This window comes from Glutamicibacter protophormiae, assembly GCF_016894325.1.
GTDB lineage: Bacteria > Actinomycetota > Actinomycetes > Actinomycetales > Micrococcaceae > Glutamicibacter > Glutamicibacter protophormiae.
The window spans coordinates 2,484,688-2,499,695 of sequence record NZ_CP069806.1 but is presented as its reverse complement, the minus strand read 5'-3'; the positions used below and the strand labels follow the sequence as shown (position 1 = coordinate 2,499,695).

The 15,008-nt window shown below is 64.7% G+C and carries 16 protein-coding genes and 1 pseudogene; 11 read left to right on the top strand and 6 right to left on the bottom strand.

The window, feature by feature from the left end; genetic code table 11:
• Window positions 1-85: 85 nt before the first annotated feature.
• The 6 genes and pseudogenes from JQN66_RS11630 to JQN66_RS11605 all read left to right on the top strand — a co-directional run bounded on the left by JQN66_RS11630 (window position 86) and on the right by JQN66_RS11605 (window position 6,970).
• A pseudogene (locus tag JQN66_RS11630) lies at window positions 86-370 on the top strand (HigA family addiction module antitoxin).
• A 435-nt stretch (window positions 371-805) separates the two neighbouring features.
• Window positions 806-1,186: a VOC family protein gene (locus JQN66_RS11625; RefSeq protein WP_204675139.1), complete on the top strand. Its 381-nt coding sequence runs from the start codon at window positions 806-808 to the stop codon at window positions 1,184-1,186.
• A gap of 255 nt (window positions 1,187-1,441) precedes the next feature.
• Complete coding sequence (locus JQN66_RS11620) at window positions 1,442-1,960, top strand: peptide-methionine (S)-S-oxide reductase (RefSeq protein WP_204675137.1); 519 nt, start codon at window positions 1,442-1,444, stop codon at window positions 1,958-1,960.
• 604 nt (window positions 1,961-2,564) lie between these two features.
• On the top strand, window positions 2,565-3,002 hold the full coding sequence (locus tag JQN66_RS11615) for a protein-tyrosine phosphatase family protein (RefSeq protein WP_204675135.1): 438 nt from the start codon (window positions 2,565-2,567) through the stop codon (window positions 3,000-3,002).
• Between the two features lie 89 nt (window positions 3,003-3,091).
• Window positions 3,092-3,625 carry a 2'-5' RNA ligase family protein gene (locus JQN66_RS11610; RefSeq protein WP_188948848.1) on the top strand — a complete coding sequence of 178 codons (534 nt, stop codon included), beginning with the start codon at window positions 3,092-3,094 and terminating at the stop codon, window positions 3,623-3,625.
• Between the two features lie 273 nt (window positions 3,626-3,898).
• Window positions 3,899-6,970 carry a DEAD/DEAH box helicase gene (locus JQN66_RS11605; protein WP_204675133.1) on the top strand — a complete coding sequence of 1,024 codons (3,072 nt, stop codon included), beginning with the start codon at window positions 3,899-3,901 and terminating at the stop codon, window positions 6,968-6,970.
• Window positions 6,971-7,099: 129 nt separating this feature from the next.
• On the opposite strand, the gene JQN66_RS11600 is transcribed toward JQN66_RS11605, so the two are convergent.
• The 3 genes from JQN66_RS11600 to JQN66_RS11590 are packed head-to-tail and all read right to left on the bottom strand — an operon-like array spanning window position 7,100 to window position 9,117.
• Window positions 7,100-7,867 (bottom strand): SCO1664 family protein, encoded by a 768-nt coding sequence (locus tag JQN66_RS11600; RefSeq protein WP_204675131.1) that lies wholly within the window; start codon window positions 7,865-7,867, stop codon window positions 7,100-7,102.
• Complete coding sequence (locus tag JQN66_RS11595) at window positions 7,867-8,400, bottom strand: DUF3090 domain-containing protein (RefSeq protein WP_204675129.1); 534 nt, start codon at window positions 8,398-8,400, stop codon at window positions 7,867-7,869. Before JQN66_RS11595 ends, JQN66_RS11600 begins: the two co-directional genes overlap by 1 nt.
• A 24-nt stretch (window positions 8,401-8,424) precedes the next feature.
• On the bottom strand, window positions 8,425-9,117 hold the full coding sequence (locus JQN66_RS11590) for an MSMEG_4193 family putative phosphomutase (RefSeq protein WP_113606519.1): 693 nt from the start codon (window positions 9,115-9,117) through the stop codon (window positions 8,425-8,427).
• A gap of 159 nt (window positions 9,118-9,276) precedes the next feature.
• Here JQN66_RS11590 and JQN66_RS11585 point away from each other — a divergent pair, with 159 nt between their 5' ends.
• From JQN66_RS11585 to JQN66_RS11575, 3 genes are all read left to right on the top strand, one after another.
• Window positions 9,277-10,119, top strand: coding sequence for a glycosyltransferase family 2 protein (locus JQN66_RS11585; RefSeq protein WP_239463998.1), 843 nt, complete (start codon window positions 9,277-9,279; stop codon window positions 10,117-10,119).
• Between the two features lie 76 nt (window positions 10,120-10,195).
• Window positions 10,196-10,987 (top strand): endonuclease/exonuclease/phosphatase family protein, encoded by a 792-nt coding sequence (locus tag JQN66_RS11580; protein WP_204675127.1) that lies wholly within the window; start codon window positions 10,196-10,198, stop codon window positions 10,985-10,987.
• Window positions 10,980-11,567, top strand: coding sequence for a DUF2238 domain-containing protein (locus JQN66_RS11575; protein ID WP_204675125.1), 588 nt, complete (start codon window positions 10,980-10,982; stop codon window positions 11,565-11,567). Before JQN66_RS11580 ends, JQN66_RS11575 begins: the two co-directional genes overlap by 8 nt.
• A gap of 12 nt (window positions 11,568-11,579) precedes the next feature.
• On the opposite strand, the gene JQN66_RS11570 is transcribed toward JQN66_RS11575, so the two are convergent.
• Window positions 11,580-11,831, bottom strand: a complete 252-nt coding sequence (locus JQN66_RS11570; RefSeq protein WP_204675122.1) for a hypothetical protein — start codon at window positions 11,829-11,831, stop codon at window positions 11,580-11,582.
• A gap of 191 nt (window positions 11,832-12,022) precedes the next feature.
• Here JQN66_RS11570 and JQN66_RS11565 point away from each other — a divergent pair, with 191 nt between their 5' ends.
• A complete protein-coding gene (locus tag JQN66_RS11565) occupies window positions 12,023-12,922 on the top strand; it encodes an RluA family pseudouridine synthase (protein ID WP_239463997.1) in 900 nt (299 codons plus the stop codon).
• 150 nt (window positions 12,923-13,072) lie between these two features.
• Complete coding sequence (locus tag JQN66_RS11560; RefSeq protein ID WP_204675119.1) at window positions 13,073-13,513, top strand: YtoQ family protein; 441 nt, start codon at window positions 13,073-13,075, stop codon at window positions 13,511-13,513.
• Between the two features lie 103 nt (window positions 13,514-13,616).
• Here the strand turns inward: JQN66_RS11560 and JQN66_RS11555 are convergent, their stop codons facing one another.
• On the bottom strand, window positions 13,617-14,087 hold the full coding sequence (locus tag JQN66_RS11555; RefSeq protein WP_161449813.1) for a heme-binding beta-barrel domain-containing protein: 471 nt from the start codon (window positions 14,085-14,087) through the stop codon (window positions 13,617-13,619).
• 271 nt (window positions 14,088-14,358) lie between these two features.
• Window positions 14,359-14,745: a hypothetical protein gene (locus JQN66_RS11550; protein WP_204675117.1), complete on the bottom strand. Its 387-nt coding sequence runs from the start codon at window positions 14,743-14,745 to the stop codon at window positions 14,359-14,361.
• Window positions 14,746-15,008 lie beyond the last annotated feature (263 nt).

Sequence of the window (15,008 nt, the reverse complement as noted above, 5' to 3'; positions counted from 1 at the left end):
GTGATCGCGCGGTGGTGGCTATGCCTGGTCTTAAGAGATGGAGGCATGGAAGATGTCGAATTGACCGACTACCACCGAGGTCGAGCTGATCGCCCAATCCACCCGGGTGAGGATCTTATGGCGGACTTCATCGAAGAACTCGGGATCACTCAGAACAAGCTCGCCGTGTTCATCGGCGTCCCCTTGGCGGATCAACTAGATCGTGCACAGCAAGCGGGGCATAACCGCGAATACCGAACTGTGGCTGGAGTAGTACTTCGGCACATCGGCGGAGTTTTGAATCTATTTGCAGAGCCACTATGAACTTGATTGTGCCGAGGGTTTCGTGGGGGAACAGATCGCTTCAATCACTCCGTTGAGGGGCGCGTGAGCGGCTTTGCCGTATATGTGTCTGACGGGCATCTAGTCCACCGGTGGTGAGAGTGTAGTGCTCCAGACCTGCAGATTTCTGAAGGTTCCAACTAGGGCGACGTCGTTGTTGGTTCTAAGTACCGGTACTCGGTGGGGTTCCGGTTTAGCGTGTGAAACTGCTCGATCGTTGAACGAGCACAGCGAGACGAAACGCTCGTGCTTCTGAGCCAGCACCTAGTCTTTGCTGGTGCGGTGCATCCCGCGCCTGGTACGCATGCATGCCACCAATCGGAGACGAGGTCTCCTACAAAGTCGATGGTCACGCACGAGCCATGTGCCGAGATCGTTCCAGGAAGATACCGGCCATGAAGACGATGCCGATGTAGGCCTCGGTCGCAGCATGAATCGGGCCATCGGGGCTGACATCGCTGAGTTTTTGGCATAGCCTGACGGCATGCACAAATGGAAGCCTGTTGCGTACCCGTCGGTTAGCCCCTATTTGATCTGCTGCAATGCGGAAGAAGTAATCGCGTTCCTTGAGGCTGCCTTTGACGGGATCCTGCTGCGCCGATTTGACCGCCCTGACGGGTCGTTGATGCATGCCGAGGTCAGGATTGATGACAGCGTTGTGATGATTGGTGGCGGTGCGACCGAGACAGACTCGGCTCCTGCACATGTGCATTTGTATGTGAGGGACGCCGAATCCGCCTTTGCGCGGGCAATCGATGCGGGAGCGACCGCCGTCCAAGCGCCTGCCCGCAAGAACCAGGACGACGACCTGCGCGGCGGGGTGATGGACCCTTCGGGCGCCATTTGGTGGATCGCGACCCAGTAAAACCTCGACCCCATTGCTGGCGAAGCGGCCGAGTTAAATCTGAGGCCAAGTTCGGCGCAAACGAAACGGCGTGGCAACTCCGGCTTCGGACGGAAGTCTAGAGATGCGTAGGGGTCAGCTCAAGCGGGCCGTATCTGCTGTTGCGTGTATCGGGTAGCCCGTGGCAACCTCTCCTGGACTCGGGACAGCCGTTGTATTCGGGTTGTTCCTTTCCCCTCAGAACGATCGCCGCGCAGGTAGCAGTAGTATCGGTACATGGAAGCCGAGCAAGTAGTTGAAGAGATTTATTTGGCAGGCGGCTGCCTCTGGGGCGTGCAAGCCTTCATCGCGACACTGCCCGGGGTGACGTTCACCGAGGCCGGAAGGGCCAACGGAACCAGCGAGTGTATCGACAGCGACTACGACGGGTACGCAGAATGCGTGCGCACACGATTTGATCCGTCGGTTATGGGTGTCGGGCAGCTGATGGCCTACCTCTTCGAGATCATCGATCCCTACAGTGTCAACCAGCAGGGGCCGGACCTCGGTCCGAAGTATCGCACTGGTGTTTACTCCAACAAGCAGGCCCATCTCGATCAGGCTCGAGTTTTCATTGCTGCGAGAGACGACGCTCGCCGAATCGCCGTTGAGGTGCTGCCGCTGGCCAACTATGTGCGAAGCGCCGAGGAACACCAGGACCGGCTCGCACGTTGTCCCGAGGATTCCTGTCACCTTCCGGCGGAACTGCTGGATAAATACCGGAAGAAGGATGATTCAGCCGGCCGCTCGTGGTGATCGGTGAGACGTTGCTACGTGCCGGAATGTGGTGGAGTTCCGCTTCAACGTCTGATTCCTGAACACTGTGAATGCCCCGGTTTCCTTTTGGAATCCGGGGTATTCGCACATCTGGGGCTGTTTCTTAACATCTGGCCGATTATCGATCGCAACCTCGGTTTTGTTCCACAAGTACGATGCTTATTCCGGCTGTACGCATGCTTCCGTGAGTTCGTTGTCAAGACGGGTCGGCGTTGATCGAAGGCCCCAGTAGCGGCTAATTCGCGGAACACGTCGTCGGAGAGCCGATAGATGATGGAAGTTGGCCTGCGTCAGCTGCGACATTCTGGGCCTGCAGGTTTTCACGAATGCAGGCCCGAAAGAATCGCGTGGCTGCCCGTCCACAAGGAGACTACCGTCCTCGTGGCGGTCGGCGTGACCGGGTGATGCCTTACTGGCCACGCTAGTCTTTTGCCCGGGTGGTGGGCAAGGGCGCTGCACCGATGGCGCCCAGTGATTGGCGGGTGCTTGTGCTCGACGCAGGGGCAGGCCACTGTTGAGCCATGATGAATAGGCGCGGGAGCTGGGCTTCTTGGCGCTGCACGAAGAAGTGGGAGGCGGATAAATGGCACAGTGGGAACAGGGCCGGGGAATCGTCGAATTCCCCGATGGACGGCAGATCAGGGGACGCGGGCTGCGCTCGTTGCGGCGACCGGCGCCTGCCGCGGACTTCGTCGTATACCTCACCGGTCGTCGACCCCCGGCGGGAGCAATCGAGCACCGCTGGGTGCGCTGGCGGGATTTCCGGCTGCCCGATTCCACCGATGAGGTGGTGGCGGCCCTGCACGAGGCCCGCGAACGCTCTGCAACACAGCGGGTGGAGATTGCCTGCGGCGCAGGCTTCGGCCGTACCGGGGCGGCCCTGTCGGTATTGGCAGTGATGAGCGGGATCCCGGCGGAGGATGCCGTGGCTTGGGTACGGGAGCATTACCACCGCCGGGCTGTTGAAACATCTGCACAAGAGCGCTGGGTTTTGGAAGTGGCTGCGTCACTGCGAGGGTGACCGGCAATCCACCGCGGCGATCGCCGGAGAACTTTCGGGCTTGGTAAGTTGGGACCCAGAACATGTCACCTGTGCAGGGGAGGAACTTGATGAGCCGGTCGCCGGAGAACATCCTGTTGCGCCTTCCCGAGGCACAAGAGCAGTCGATCCGGGAAATCTTTGCGCAGCTGGAACAGCGGGGTTTTCCCCGGCAGCAGCAGACACCCCACATCACCATCACCTTCGCCCCCGCCATGGCGCCGGAGGTGGTCGCCAGCGCAGCGGAGCTCCTGCCAGCGGTCATTCCATCCACGCTCACCAGGGTGGGCGCCGTGGTGTTCGGGACGAAACGCAAGCAGACCGTGGCGTGGCTGCTGGAGGCCAGCGACGAGTTGGAGATCGCAGCACGCAGCATCAGCGCACTGAATCCTGCGGGCAGGGGGCCGCGCTGGACACCGCACCTGACGATGGGTTTGCGGCTGCCACGGGACATCGTGCCAGACTACCTGCGTGCCATGGATGAGCTGGTTTCCCCGCACCTGAAAGAGTTCACGGCATTCCGTGCAGAGTACTACCGGCCGCAGAGCCAGGAAAGCTTGCTGCTCGCCGAATCAGGCATGGACGTACGACGCAGCCAGGCCTGATGACGCGCCGCAGAGCGTCGAACGCACGGACAGCCTCGTCTCGACCCTCGCGGACAGGGCCACCGAGGCCGCGGATCGACGTGGCCGATGACCGGTAGATTCCACTCGCCGACTGCTAGTCTGTGAAAAAGTCCGCTGAGGTGAAGTTATTTGCCTCATCAGGAGCTGGAACCGGGGGCTGTGCTTGCCGGTCCGGTGAGGCAGTGGGGACGGCGACTCGTCCGCACCAGCTGTTGATGGGGATGGCCTTGCCGCGAACTGCAGGGAGCCAAAGTGCACGATACCCGAACAATCGCAGACTATTTCTCGCGAGTGCTCAGGCGCGGCCAGCTGGAATCGGTGGTCTTCGAGAAATCCTCCACCTTCATCGCCGTGCCTCGCGCCGAGCTGCTCACCGGCGTCATCGCACCTGAGGAAGCGCTCAGGATCTTCGAAGCCCACGACAGGAATTCGGGGCGGCACGGGCCAGACGACCAGGACAAGCCTCTGCCAGTGGCCATCTCCCTGCTCTCCACCGAGTACAAGGAATCCGGGCACAGCGGACTGCTGCTGCTTGCAGCCCAGCTGTATCGGGATGGCCGCTTGCTGCCGCAATTCGACCAAGGCACCTCGCCGTGGATCCCTGCGGATCGGCTGGCATCGGATACCAGCGACGGGCTGGAAGTCATGGCGGGCCCGCAAGAGAAGTTCTGGCACTACCTGCGCACCGAGGCCAACGCCGCCATTTCCCGGGCCGAGTCGTTCGCCGATGCGGTGGGCATGGCCGACACGCTGTTCACCAAGGTTTCGGGCTCCGCTCCGGAAGATTTCGCCCTCAAGGGGCAAGCCGAGGGACTCGACGTCGCCACCGAGTACTGCTATATCCAGGAACATGAACGCTTCACCGCCGTGAAGCCCCTACTGGACCTCTACGATTTCCTGTCAGCACAGGAGTCCCTTCCGCCGCTCCTGGACAGCACGGCCACCGGGTGGGTGGGCGAACGCCGTTCAGAACTCTCGATCCATGATGCCGGTGGGCTCTACCGCAGCGCCAAGGAATCCTGCGGCTCAATGGACAACGGCAATCCGCTGACCGATTCGCAGCGCCGCGCCGTCCACGCGTTCCTCGCCTCGGGCCGCGGCGACGTCACCGCCGTCAGCGGCCCGCCCGGGACCGGCAAGACCACGATGCTGCAGGCCATCGTCGCCAACATGATCACCCGCCGCGCGCTGGAGAAGGCCGCGCCGCCGGTGATCGTGGGGGCCTCGACGAACAACCAGGCAGTCACCAACATCATCAATTCCTTTGCCTCGGTGGCCAAGGACAAACCGGGAATCCTGGACTACCGCTGGCTGCCGCAGGAACAGGACGGATTGGCGCTCGCCGGGAGCACGCTGGGTTCGCTGGCCGTGTACTGCCCGGCCGCGGGAAAACTCAAGGAAGCAAAAGGGCAATACCTGGTCGAGCAGCTCAACAAGGGCCAGACCTATGCCGCCTACAGCGGCGAGGTCTACCGGGCCGGCGCGCGGGACCACTTCGTCTACAGCGCGAAGAGGTACTTCGGCGCACCGAACGACATCGCAGGGCTGTGCGACTGGATCCACGACGCGCTGTCGGAATTGGACTACGAACGGATCCGCTTGCTGCAGGTCATGGCGTCCCAAGGCCCTTCGGAAGAATTCCAGCGGGTGTGCGCGGGCGTGGAATCCTCCCGCTTCGGCCGCCTCATCGAGGGCATCGACGAGGTGAAGGAATCGCAGAACCTGAAGGAACTGGACGAGAAGCTGGACCTCACCCTGCGCTACGCCCAGTTCTGGTTGGCGGTCCACTACTACGAAGCGCAGTGGCTGCTGGCCGAGGACCTGCTGGATGCCGAGGACCGCAAGAAGAACACGCGGCGCGTCATGGACCGCTACTGGCGCCAGGCCGCGGCCTTGACCCCGTGCTTCGTGATGACGCTCTACCAGATGCCGAAGTACTTCAAGCTCTACATCAAGCCCGGTGAACCGTATCAATTCGACCTGGAACGCGCCGACCTGTTGATCATCGACGAGGCGGGGCAGGTCGACACGCCGCTGGGACTACCGGCCCTGGCCTTGGCCCAGCGGGCGGTCATCGTGGGGGATACCAAGCAGATCTCTCCGGTGTGGAACATCGATGAGCTCAGCGACGAGGAGGTCGCCGCGTCGGCGGGCATCGACACCGCCAGCTGGTGGGGCGATCTGCGGGAGCGCGGGCTGACCTGCTCCGCCCCGTCCAGCCTGATGAAGGCCGCCAGCTACGCCTCCAAGTGGCAGTACGGGGACGGGCATCCGGGACTGTTCCTCAGCGAGCACTTCCGCTGCCACCCGCAGATCATCGGGTTCTGCAACGAGCTGCTCTACGACGGACTGCTGGTACCCCGCCGGCCAGCGGATAATTCCCCGCTCAACGGCGAGGAGGAGGCGTTCGCCTGGCACGACGTGCCTGGATCCTTCGACTCTCCGGCCGGTTCCAGCCGCCGGAACGAGGCCGAGGCGAAGGCCATTGCCCGGTGGATCGTGGAGAACTATGCCCGCTATTTCGAGATCTACAACCCGCGGCATTCCTCACTGAACAAGAAAGCGGCCGGCGGCGAGCTCATCGGCGTCGTAACCCCCTTCAGCGCCCAAGCGCGGCTCATCGAACGGGAGATCGCGAAAGCAGTCCGCCAAGCCGATGGTTCCCAAGGCCTTCCGGCGGATCTTACCTCGAAAGTTGCCGTCGGCACCGCGCATCGGCTGCAGGGCGCGGAGCGGCCCATCGTCTTGTTCTCCGCAACCTATGGGCAGAACAGCGGCCAAGCCGGGTTCATCGAGGCCAACCACGAGCTGCTCAACGTGGCGGTCTCCCGGGCCAAGGACCTGTTTGTGGTGTTCGCGGCGGCCAACCGCTGGAACAACGGGCAGGCCTTCGAAACCATGGGCCGCCACGCGACCAGGATCCCGCTGGATCCTCCCGAGGATGCGGCCGGCCCGGCGGTCGAAGGCGCGGAACCGGTGCTTGTGCAGCCCGCCCCGGCGCCGCGGATGCCGGCGGCCAACGCAGAACCGGCGCCCGTCCGGACGCTGACTGCCAGCGCATTGCTGAACCGCTGGCGCAGTGCCGGGCAGCTGAGGGACGAAGACGCGCAGCTCAAGGCCCAGCGGATGAACGAGCGCCTGCGTGATGCCGGGGTGCTGGCCGGCAGGCCCGGCGAGTGGCAACCGACGGTGCTGGCTAAGCTGCTGGGCGCAGAAATCGTCCAGCGGCAGGACACCCGCACCGGCAGCGCCTTCGAGTCCCTGGAGTACGCGCCGCGAATGCAAGAAGTGCTTCTGGAGCTCTACCTCGACGGGAAGCTCTGAGACGGCGCAGGCATTCGGAGAGGCGGACGGACACGCTGCGCGCCGATCCGCGCCGGCGCCGGGAGAGCAAGCCACCGAGATTGCCGGCTTTACCCCGCTGAAGCGGGAAACCACGCGGGGCCGGAGTCCCTAGAACAGCGGCCAGGGGACAGCCGGCATCTGGCCGCTGGGTCCGGGGAATGTCCCGGTGGCCTGCAACCGCTGGCAGCGAGCGGCCAAGGCGTCGACTTCTTCGCCGGTCAGCAGCTGCGCCAGGCTGCGCCCCAGTTCGCCGGACAGCCCCGCGGCGACCTTGCCTAGGCCTTCGAGCTCGTCGTCGTTCAGCGCTTGGCCCAGCCATCCCCACAGCACCGTGCGCAGCTTGTGCTCGCGGTGGAAGGTCAGTCCGTGGTCCACGCCGTAGCGGTGGCCATCGGGCATGGCGAGGATGTGGTTGCCCTTGCGGTCGGCATTGTTGACGATCACGTCGAACACGGCCATGCGCCGCAGCGCCTGCGTGTCCTCGTGGATGAGCTCGACGACGCGTCCGCTCTCATCCTGGCCCTTGAGCACGTGTTTCCAGCCGGTGTCCGGCGCCTGGTCCGCCGGGACCAGATCCACGGGACTCTGCCCGGCATCCGGTTCCTTCCACAGCTGCACCATGCCCTCGCCGAGCGGTCCCTCGCGCAGCCAGGTCTGCGGCACGATATCCCAGCCGAAAGCCCGGGAGACCAGGTATGCGGCGACCTCCCGATGGGCCAGAAGCCCGTCGGGAAAATCCCAGAGCGGGCTTTCGCCGGCGATCGGCTTGTAGACGACCTCCGTGGCTCCGATGCTGCCCAGAAAGGTGGCATTGGACGCCGTGGTGATGCGGCCGGTGAGGGTCAGCTCGGCGGCCATGAGATCCGGCGCCGGCATCAGTCCTCCGGAGGGGTGCAGACATGCCCCTCGGGATCCATCGGGTAACCGCACAGCGGGCACAGGGGCCGCCCGGCCGCCACGATCTCGCGGGTGCGCTTGGCGAAGGCCCGCGCGGTGCCCACCGGCACCCGCACGAGCAGCATCTCGTCGGCATCGGCAGGGACCTCTTCGTCGTCGTCTTCGCCCAGCGGATAGAGCTCGATGACGATCTGCGAGGTGGTGGCATCCCAGCCCAGGCTGATCGCGCCGATGCGGAACTGCACCTCGACCGGTTCGAGCGGGTCGTTGTCGACCAGTTCAAGGGGCGTGCCGGCAGGGACGCTGAAGGGGTTGCCCTCGACCGCGCCGAGCTGGTCGAGCACCTCGTCGATTTTCTCGGCGAGCGCCGCCGATTGCTGTTTCTCCAGGGCGAGCGTCACCAGCTGCTTGGCGGCGCGCACCTGCAGGTAGAACGCCCGCGATCCCGGATCGCCGATGACGCCGACGACGACACGATCTGGCCAGGAAAACTCGTGAACACGTGTAGACATGTCAATATTCTAGGCCGAAGACGTTCACGGCGCCTGGTGTCCAGGGCCTCCGCCGACCGGGGCGTCGCCCGCAGGGGCGGCCTTGGCCAGCCAGGACAAATCGCCGGCCTCGGTGTTGATCGCATAAACGCTGGGACGGTGCGGCCCGTAATGCACGATCGACACCGACGCGGGGCCGACGTTGAGGCGCTGGAACATGTCCAGGTGGGTGCCCAGCGCGTCGGCGAGAATCGATTTGATGATGTCGCCGTGGCTGACGGCCGCCCATACTGCGCCGGGGCCGTGCTCGGATTCGAAGGCAGCATCGCGGCGGCGGATTGCGGCCACCGCGCGCGCCTGCATGGCCGCCAGCGATTCGCCGCCCGGGAACGCGGCCGCGGAGGGCTGGGACTGGACCACCTTCCACAGCTCTTCGGTGGCTAGCTCCTTGAGCGTCTTGCCCTGCCACTGGCCGTAGTCGCATTCGACCAGGCCGGAGTCCATGGGCGCGAAGGGCGCTTGGGGCTGGCGGTCGATGATGAATTGGGCGGTCTGCAGGCAGCGCTCCAGCGGGCTGGAGACCACCCCGACCAGGGGGACGGCGGCCAGCCGTTCTCCGGCCAGCGACGCCTGCTCCCGGCCCACCTCGTCCAGGCTGACGCCGTCGGCGCGGCCCGCCAGCACGCCGGCGGTATTTGCGGTGGAGCGGCCGTGCCGCACGAGAATAACGGTTGCCATGCTTTCAGCCTAGTATCCCGGCGTCGCTACGCCTGGTTTCGACGGAATTTCCGTGCAGCGCGTCGGCGCGAGGCTTCCGGCCGGATTGCCGCAGTCTGCCTTTTCTGCTGGCATCCAGTTTGGGCGGCGCCGGATCGCGGAGACGATAGCCTAGGCTCCATGAACACGGTGCCACAGGATATGGACTATGAGATCACGGGTCGCCAGGCCGGACCGGCGGGGCGGTCCACGGTCTCGATAGTCATTCCCGTGAAAAACGACGGTCCCCTGCTGGCCCGGTGCCTTGCTGCACTCAAGGCCCAGACCCGCGCCGCCGACGAGATCGTCGTCGTGGACAACGCGTCGACCGACGATTCCGCGCAGGTGGCGCGCGACGCCGGTGCGGCAGTGGTGGCGTGTCCAGAGCCCGGTATCCCCGCGGCCAGCGCAGCGGGGTATGACCATGCCCGCTGCGAGATTATCCTGCGCCTGGATGCCGACTGCGTGCCTCCGGCGACCTGGGTGGAGGACATGGTGGACGCATTTGCCCGGAACCCGGGCACCGCGGCCTTGACCGGACCCGCGCGTTTCACCGACGGCCCCCGGGCGCTTCGCGCTCCCTTGGCCGCGGTCTACCTGGGGGTGTACGTGCTGGCCACGGCACCTGCCTTGGGCCATCGTCCGCTGTTCGGATCCAATATGGGGCTGCGTCGGGAAGCCTGGGCGCAGATTCGCACTGCGGCCCATCGCCGGGATCCCGAGCTTCATGACGATCTGGATCTTGCCTTCCATCTTGGAGCGAACCACAAAGTCGGCTATGTGAAGTCGTCGATGATGGGGGTGTCGATGCGCCCATTCTTCGACGCCCGCGCCTTCGCAAAACGCCTGCGCCGCGGCTTCCGAACCGTTCTAGTGCATTGGCCCGATGAATTCCCGCCCCGACGTTGGAAAAGGCTGCTCGGCGTCGACCGTGGAAATCACCCTCGGGACACGAGGAACGCCAGTGGTTTCCGCGTCGCCTGAGCGCGGACGCGGCTCCGGGCCCCGCCCTGCCAGCAGGCCATTCGCCGGGGAGATCGGTGTGGCGGATATCCATGTCATGAGTTGGAACATCAGGCGCCGTACCCGTTATGCACTGGGCCGGACAGCGGATCGATGGGATGTGAGGGCTCCTAGGATCAAGTCCCTGCTGCAGTCCGAGCGCCCGAGCGTGCTCGGCCTGCAGGAAGCCCTTCCTTCCCAGGTGGACTTCGTCCTGTCGGCGCTCGGCTCCGCCTACCGGTCGGTGGGCTACGGACGGAGCCGCCGGGGGCGCGGAGAACGCTGCCCGATCATCTTCGATGCGCAGCGCCTAGAACTGCTGTGCTGGGAACAACGTGCCCTGTCGGCGCGCCCCGACCGTCCCGGCTCGATCTCCTGGGGAAACCTCCTGCCGCGGATACTCGTTCGGGCGAGCTTCCGGGATCGGCGCACTGGACATTGCGTCCAGATGGTCAACACCCACCTGGACCACTTGTCGCCGGGCTCGCGACGGCGCTCCGTGCACTGCATCGGCCAGCTGGTCGCGCAGAGCCCGGTTCCGGTCCTGGTGACCGGTGATTTCAATGCGGGGCTGGATGCCGCGGAAATGCAGGAGCTGACGCGCACCTACGGTCTGCTCGAGGCATCAGGCAGGGCACGGCGCTCCCTGGGCATGGCGTGGGGGACGCTGGGGTCTTATCGTGTTCCGCGGACCGAGGGCCGCAAGCTGGATTGGATTCTCGTCTCGCCCGGGATCCTGGTCACCGCGGCAGGCGCCAACGGCCTGCGCTACCACGGGGGATGGGGGTCGGACCACCTGCCCGTGCAGGCGGTGCTCCGGCTGCCGGAACAGGAGCGGTGGAATGATTGAGAACTTCCTGCGCCGGCTCCACGGCCCGGCGGCCGTTGGCGCGGATGTCCTCAGGTGCCTTGCTGCACTGGGCGTCGTGGTGGCGGCGGTGGTGTACGGACCCACCGACGCGGCAATCCTGGCCTTCGCGCTGCCCGGATGCGTGGCACCGAGGTTCCTTGGAATGCGGCCGATCGCCGACGCCGCGATCGTGGTGATCCTGCAGGCCGCCGCGTGGAGCAACGTGCTCGACCTGTATGTGCGGATAGCGTGGTGGGATCTGGCCGTGCACTTTCTGGGCAACGGATCAATTGCCGTCATGCTCTATCTGGCGTTGACCCATGCCAAGGTGTTGCCCGATCCTCGTTCGCCGGCGTTTTCCCCGCGCATGGGCGTCACGCTGGTGACCGCTCTGGGGCTTTCAGCCGGCGCCCTCTGGGAAATGATCGAATGGATAGGTCGCGAACTCGCCAGCAAGGAGATCTATACCGCGTATGAAGACACTCTCTCGGACATGGCCGTAGGCGGCTTGGGCTCCGTGCTCGGGGGAGCACTGCTGGCTTGCTGTCCGCTGCTGCATCCCGAGGCCACCAGAGCATGAATCCCGTGGCCGTTATCCCTCCGAGCGCGATGGCCACGGCAGGCGGCGCGGTACGGCGGAAGCGGTGAACTTCACCGCAACGGCGAGCCCCAATGGTGCGTCATGGGCGGGACGCAGTGGTCCTGCGGTCATCGGTGTGGATGGGCCTGGCCACACACGGGGAACTGTCGCCGGGGCCTCGGGGTGGCGCACCAGCTTCAGCGGACCCAGCACGGCCTTCGAGAACCAGAGGATTCTGATGTCCGTAGTTGAACGCGGTACCATGAAAGTTGGCCTTTTCGAGCCTTGCTGCATGGCCGCAACTGCTCGGATGCCGCCAGCGAATGACCCGCCGATAACGGCACCGCCGAGCCCCGAGAACCAACGGGACCAGCATATGGAGTGATTGTTTGCCTGGGACAGCTTTGCAGCCCCAACTCATGACACCGCGCGGATCAGGGAACAAGACGATCGTCGTGGACAGCGAGCACGCTGGCCGACGATTGGACAAGTACCTCCGCTCCCAGTTCAAGCACGTGCCCGCGGGCCAGCTGTTCAAGCTGCTGCGTACCGGCAAGTTGCGTATCAACGGACGCAAGATCGACCAGACGTACCGCTTGGCCCAAGGAGACACCATCCAGATGCCGGTTCTGGACGCGGCACCGGCAGAAGCCCGGGCACCGCAGGTTCCTGCCGCATTGCTCAAGAGCCTGGGCAATGCGGTGCTGTTCGAGGACAGGGACCTGCTGGTTGTCGACAAGCCAGCCGGCGTAGCGGTGCACAAGGGCACCGACGTCGCGGCCGGGGTGATCGAGGCCTTCCGCCAGCTGCGCCCCGAGCTGCCGCAGCTTGAACTGAGCCACCGGCTGGATCGGGATACCTCGGGGGTGCTGGTCCTGGCCAAGACCCCGAGCATGCTGCGCTACCTGCATGATTTGTTGCGCGACAGGGAAGCGGAGATTGAGCGGCACTACCTGGCCGTCGTCGCCGGCAGCTGGGACAGCAAGGCCACCGTGATCCATGCGCCGCTGCAACGCCGGGAGGACAAGGTGGTTGTGGCGCCGTCCGGCCAGCGGGCCGAGACCCGGGTGAAGGTGCAGCGCCGTATCGGCAGGAACGCCAGCTTGCTCCAGGTCCAGTTGCTGACGGGTCGGAAGCACCAGATCAGGGTGCACCTGCAGCATTCGGGACACCCGATCGCGGGGGATGACCGTTACGGGAGCAAGGCCTTCAACCGCAAGGTCGCAGCAGCGGGCGGCAACGGGCTCTACCTGCATGCGGCCACAATGACCATTCCCAAGCCCGACGGGTCCACGCTGTCCATCGACGCGCCCATGCCGCAGCGATGGCGGCAGTTGCTGGCCTCGGGACTGTAGCCGGCGCAGGGCCAAGGCAGCCGCCGCTCGGGCCGCTGAGATTGTTAAGGCGCGCTGTGGCGCCGAAGCGGAAATAGCGGATGCGGCCCATAGGATGGTGGATTCGAGGACCAACCGGGTCCGTCTGTCCCAGCAAAGGAGCCGTCGGCCATGAGTTTCACTGTTTATCTGTCGGGAGAGATCCACACCGATTGGCGTGATGAGATCCAGCGCGGCGCCGAGGCCGCAGGCCTGGACATCGTTTTCACCGCCCCGGTCACGGACCACCCGGCCAGCGACGCCGCCGGCGACCACCTGGGGGAGGCCTCCAGCCAGTTCTGGCGCGACCACCAGTCATCCAAGATCAACGCCATCCGTACCCGCACCCTGATCGAGAAGAGCGACTTCGTGGTGGTGCGCTTCGGAGACAAGTACAAGCAGTGGAACGCGGCCTTCGACGCCGGGTATTGCGCCGCGCTGGGCAAGCCCTACGCGACCTTGCACGATGAAGACATCGTGCACCCGCTCAAGGAGGTCGACGCCGGCGCCCAGGGATGGTGCAAGACCACCAACCAGGTCGTGGAGACCCTGCGCTACGTGCTGCAGGGGTAAACATCCACGCACCATGAGCCAGGGTCCCGGTTTCGCGGGGAAGCTGGGCACCTGGCTCATGGCATGCTGTTCCAGGGTCCCGTCGCAGTTGCGGCTGGCAATCTCAGACCCTGCGCAGCACCGATTTCAAGTGGTGTGTCATCTGGACTCCCACCGCAGCCATCGCGAAATGGGTAGTCAGGATATCCCCGGCCAATTCGAGGCGGCGTTGCGTGGAGTCCACGTGCTTGGCGCTCGCCGAGTTCAAGATTCGTGATGCGAGAAAACAGGTGAATCCCTCGGCGGTGGCTTCCAGTGCGCCCTCCGCCAATTCGGTCTGGCCCGTAGGCTGGGCCAGCACGAACTCCGCTGTGGAACCGTCGACGACCCGCAGATACCCGGTTTCCGTGTGCATCGGCGCGCCAGCAGGAGACCACGTGCGCTGCAGGTAGTGGAGGAACGGCTTGCCGACATCCGTGAACGCGATCTCTTCGGAGTACCGGAAAGAATCGATCGTCGGATATTCGCCGTCGCCCTCACCCCGCCACGTGCCGATGAGGCCGGCCACTGAAGCCAGACCAGGGTGCAATGTCATGGGTATTCCTTTTCTGTCTGAACCACACCAATGCCCTGCCAACGTCTTGTCGAAGCTCATGCCGTGCACGAGAGGCGGTTGACCGGTACTTGAGCCCGTTGGCGACGTGCCGGCAATAATGCGGCACCTGGATGCGTATCCAGTCTACGAGTTGTTCCGATGATCCAGTGCGAGGCGGCGCAAGATGCCCATTGCAAGGCCCAAGATATCGCCAGTCGCCACCTTGCCGGAACCCTGCTTCATCGCTGCGTGCTTCCGGCATGGTGCAGGATCAGGGGTATTCGATGAGGGTCAGCTCGAATTCGGCAGCAGTGGGCAACTCGACATGATCCTCTCCGAAGGGCATGTAGGTCACTGAGTGCAGGAGCCCGTCGAGGACCCAAAGCTCCAGCATGCCGAAAGAATCCGAATCCGCGGAGACTTCGAGCATCGTGAACGGCCCGCCGTCGTGGTTGATGAGCGGTGCCGTGGAGCTGGCGGGGATCTGGATCAGGAAACACTTGCAGCCCTCGTATTCGTACCCTCCCCAGCGCGCCGTTTGAAGCTGTCGGCGGGCGCTGAAAGATTCCGGGCCGAGGCCGGAGCACAACCGGTCGAGAAGCTGCTTCTCGGTGGGGGTGAATTCGTCGCCTGCTAGGCGGCCCTCAAATGCTGGCATGCCAACAGCCTATCGGGTGTTCCTTTGTGGCAGGTCTGCCGGCTGAACCAGGCCGGGCGGGACGGCGGTCAGCGCGGCCGGTATTGTGCTTTCAGCGACCTTGCGGGGCAAGCGCCGGTGGATGCTGACATGCCGGCGAGAAGTTTTGCCACGCATCGCCAGCGTGCGGCTCCACCGGCACGGTGCGGCCACTGCAGGGAAACTGATCCGATTAAAGTGGTGGAAATGGCGGGGGCAGAGAACCAAGCACTGCATGCGGTGTG

Coding starts and splice junctions, on each gene's coding strand:
- JQN66_RS11625 (WP_204675139.1), top strand. CDS start 806: ATGCACAAATGGAAGCCTGTTGCGTACCCGTCGGTTAGCCCCTATTTG.
- JQN66_RS11620 (WP_204675137.1), top strand. CDS start 1,442: ATGGAAGCCGAGCAAGTAGTTGAAGAGATTTATTTGGCAGGCGGCTGC.
- JQN66_RS11615 (WP_204675135.1), top strand. CDS start 2,565: ATGGCACAGTGGGAACAGGGCCGGGGAATCGTCGAATTCCCCGATGGA.
- JQN66_RS11610 (WP_188948848.1), top strand. CDS start 3,092: ATGAGCCGGTCGCCGGAGAACATCCTGTTGCGCCTTCCCGAGGCACAA.
- JQN66_RS11600 (WP_204675131.1), bottom strand. CDS start 7,867: ATGCCGGCGCCGGATCTCATGGCCGCCGAGCTGACCCTCACCGGCCGC.
- JQN66_RS11595 (WP_204675129.1), bottom strand. CDS start 8,400: ATGTCTACACGTGTTCACGAGTTTTCCTGGCCAGATCGTGTCGTCGTC.
- JQN66_RS11590 (WP_113606519.1), bottom strand. CDS start 9,117: ATGGCAACCGTTATTCTCGTGCGGCACGGCCGCTCCACCGCAAATACC.
- JQN66_RS11585 (WP_239463998.1), top strand. CDS start 9,277: ATGAACACGGTGCCACAGGATATGGACTATGAGATCACGGGTCGCCAG.
- JQN66_RS11580 (WP_204675127.1), top strand. CDS start 10,196: ATGAGTTGGAACATCAGGCGCCGTACCCGTTATGCACTGGGCCGGACA.
- JQN66_RS11575 (WP_204675125.1), top strand. CDS start 10,980: ATGATTGAGAACTTCCTGCGCCGGCTCCACGGCCCGGCGGCCGTTGGC.
- JQN66_RS11570 (WP_204675122.1), bottom strand. CDS start 11,831: ATGGTACCGCGTTCAACTACGGACATCAGAATCCTCTGGTTCTCGAAG.
- JQN66_RS11560 (WP_204675119.1), top strand. CDS start 13,073: ATGAGTTTCACTGTTTATCTGTCGGGAGAGATCCACACCGATTGGCGT.
- JQN66_RS11555 (WP_161449813.1), bottom strand. CDS start 14,087: ATGACATTGCACCCTGGTCTGGCTTCAGTGGCCGGCCTCATCGGCACG.
- JQN66_RS11550 (WP_204675117.1), bottom strand. CDS start 14,745: ATGCCAGCATTTGAGGGCCGCCTAGCAGGCGACGAATTCACCCCCACC.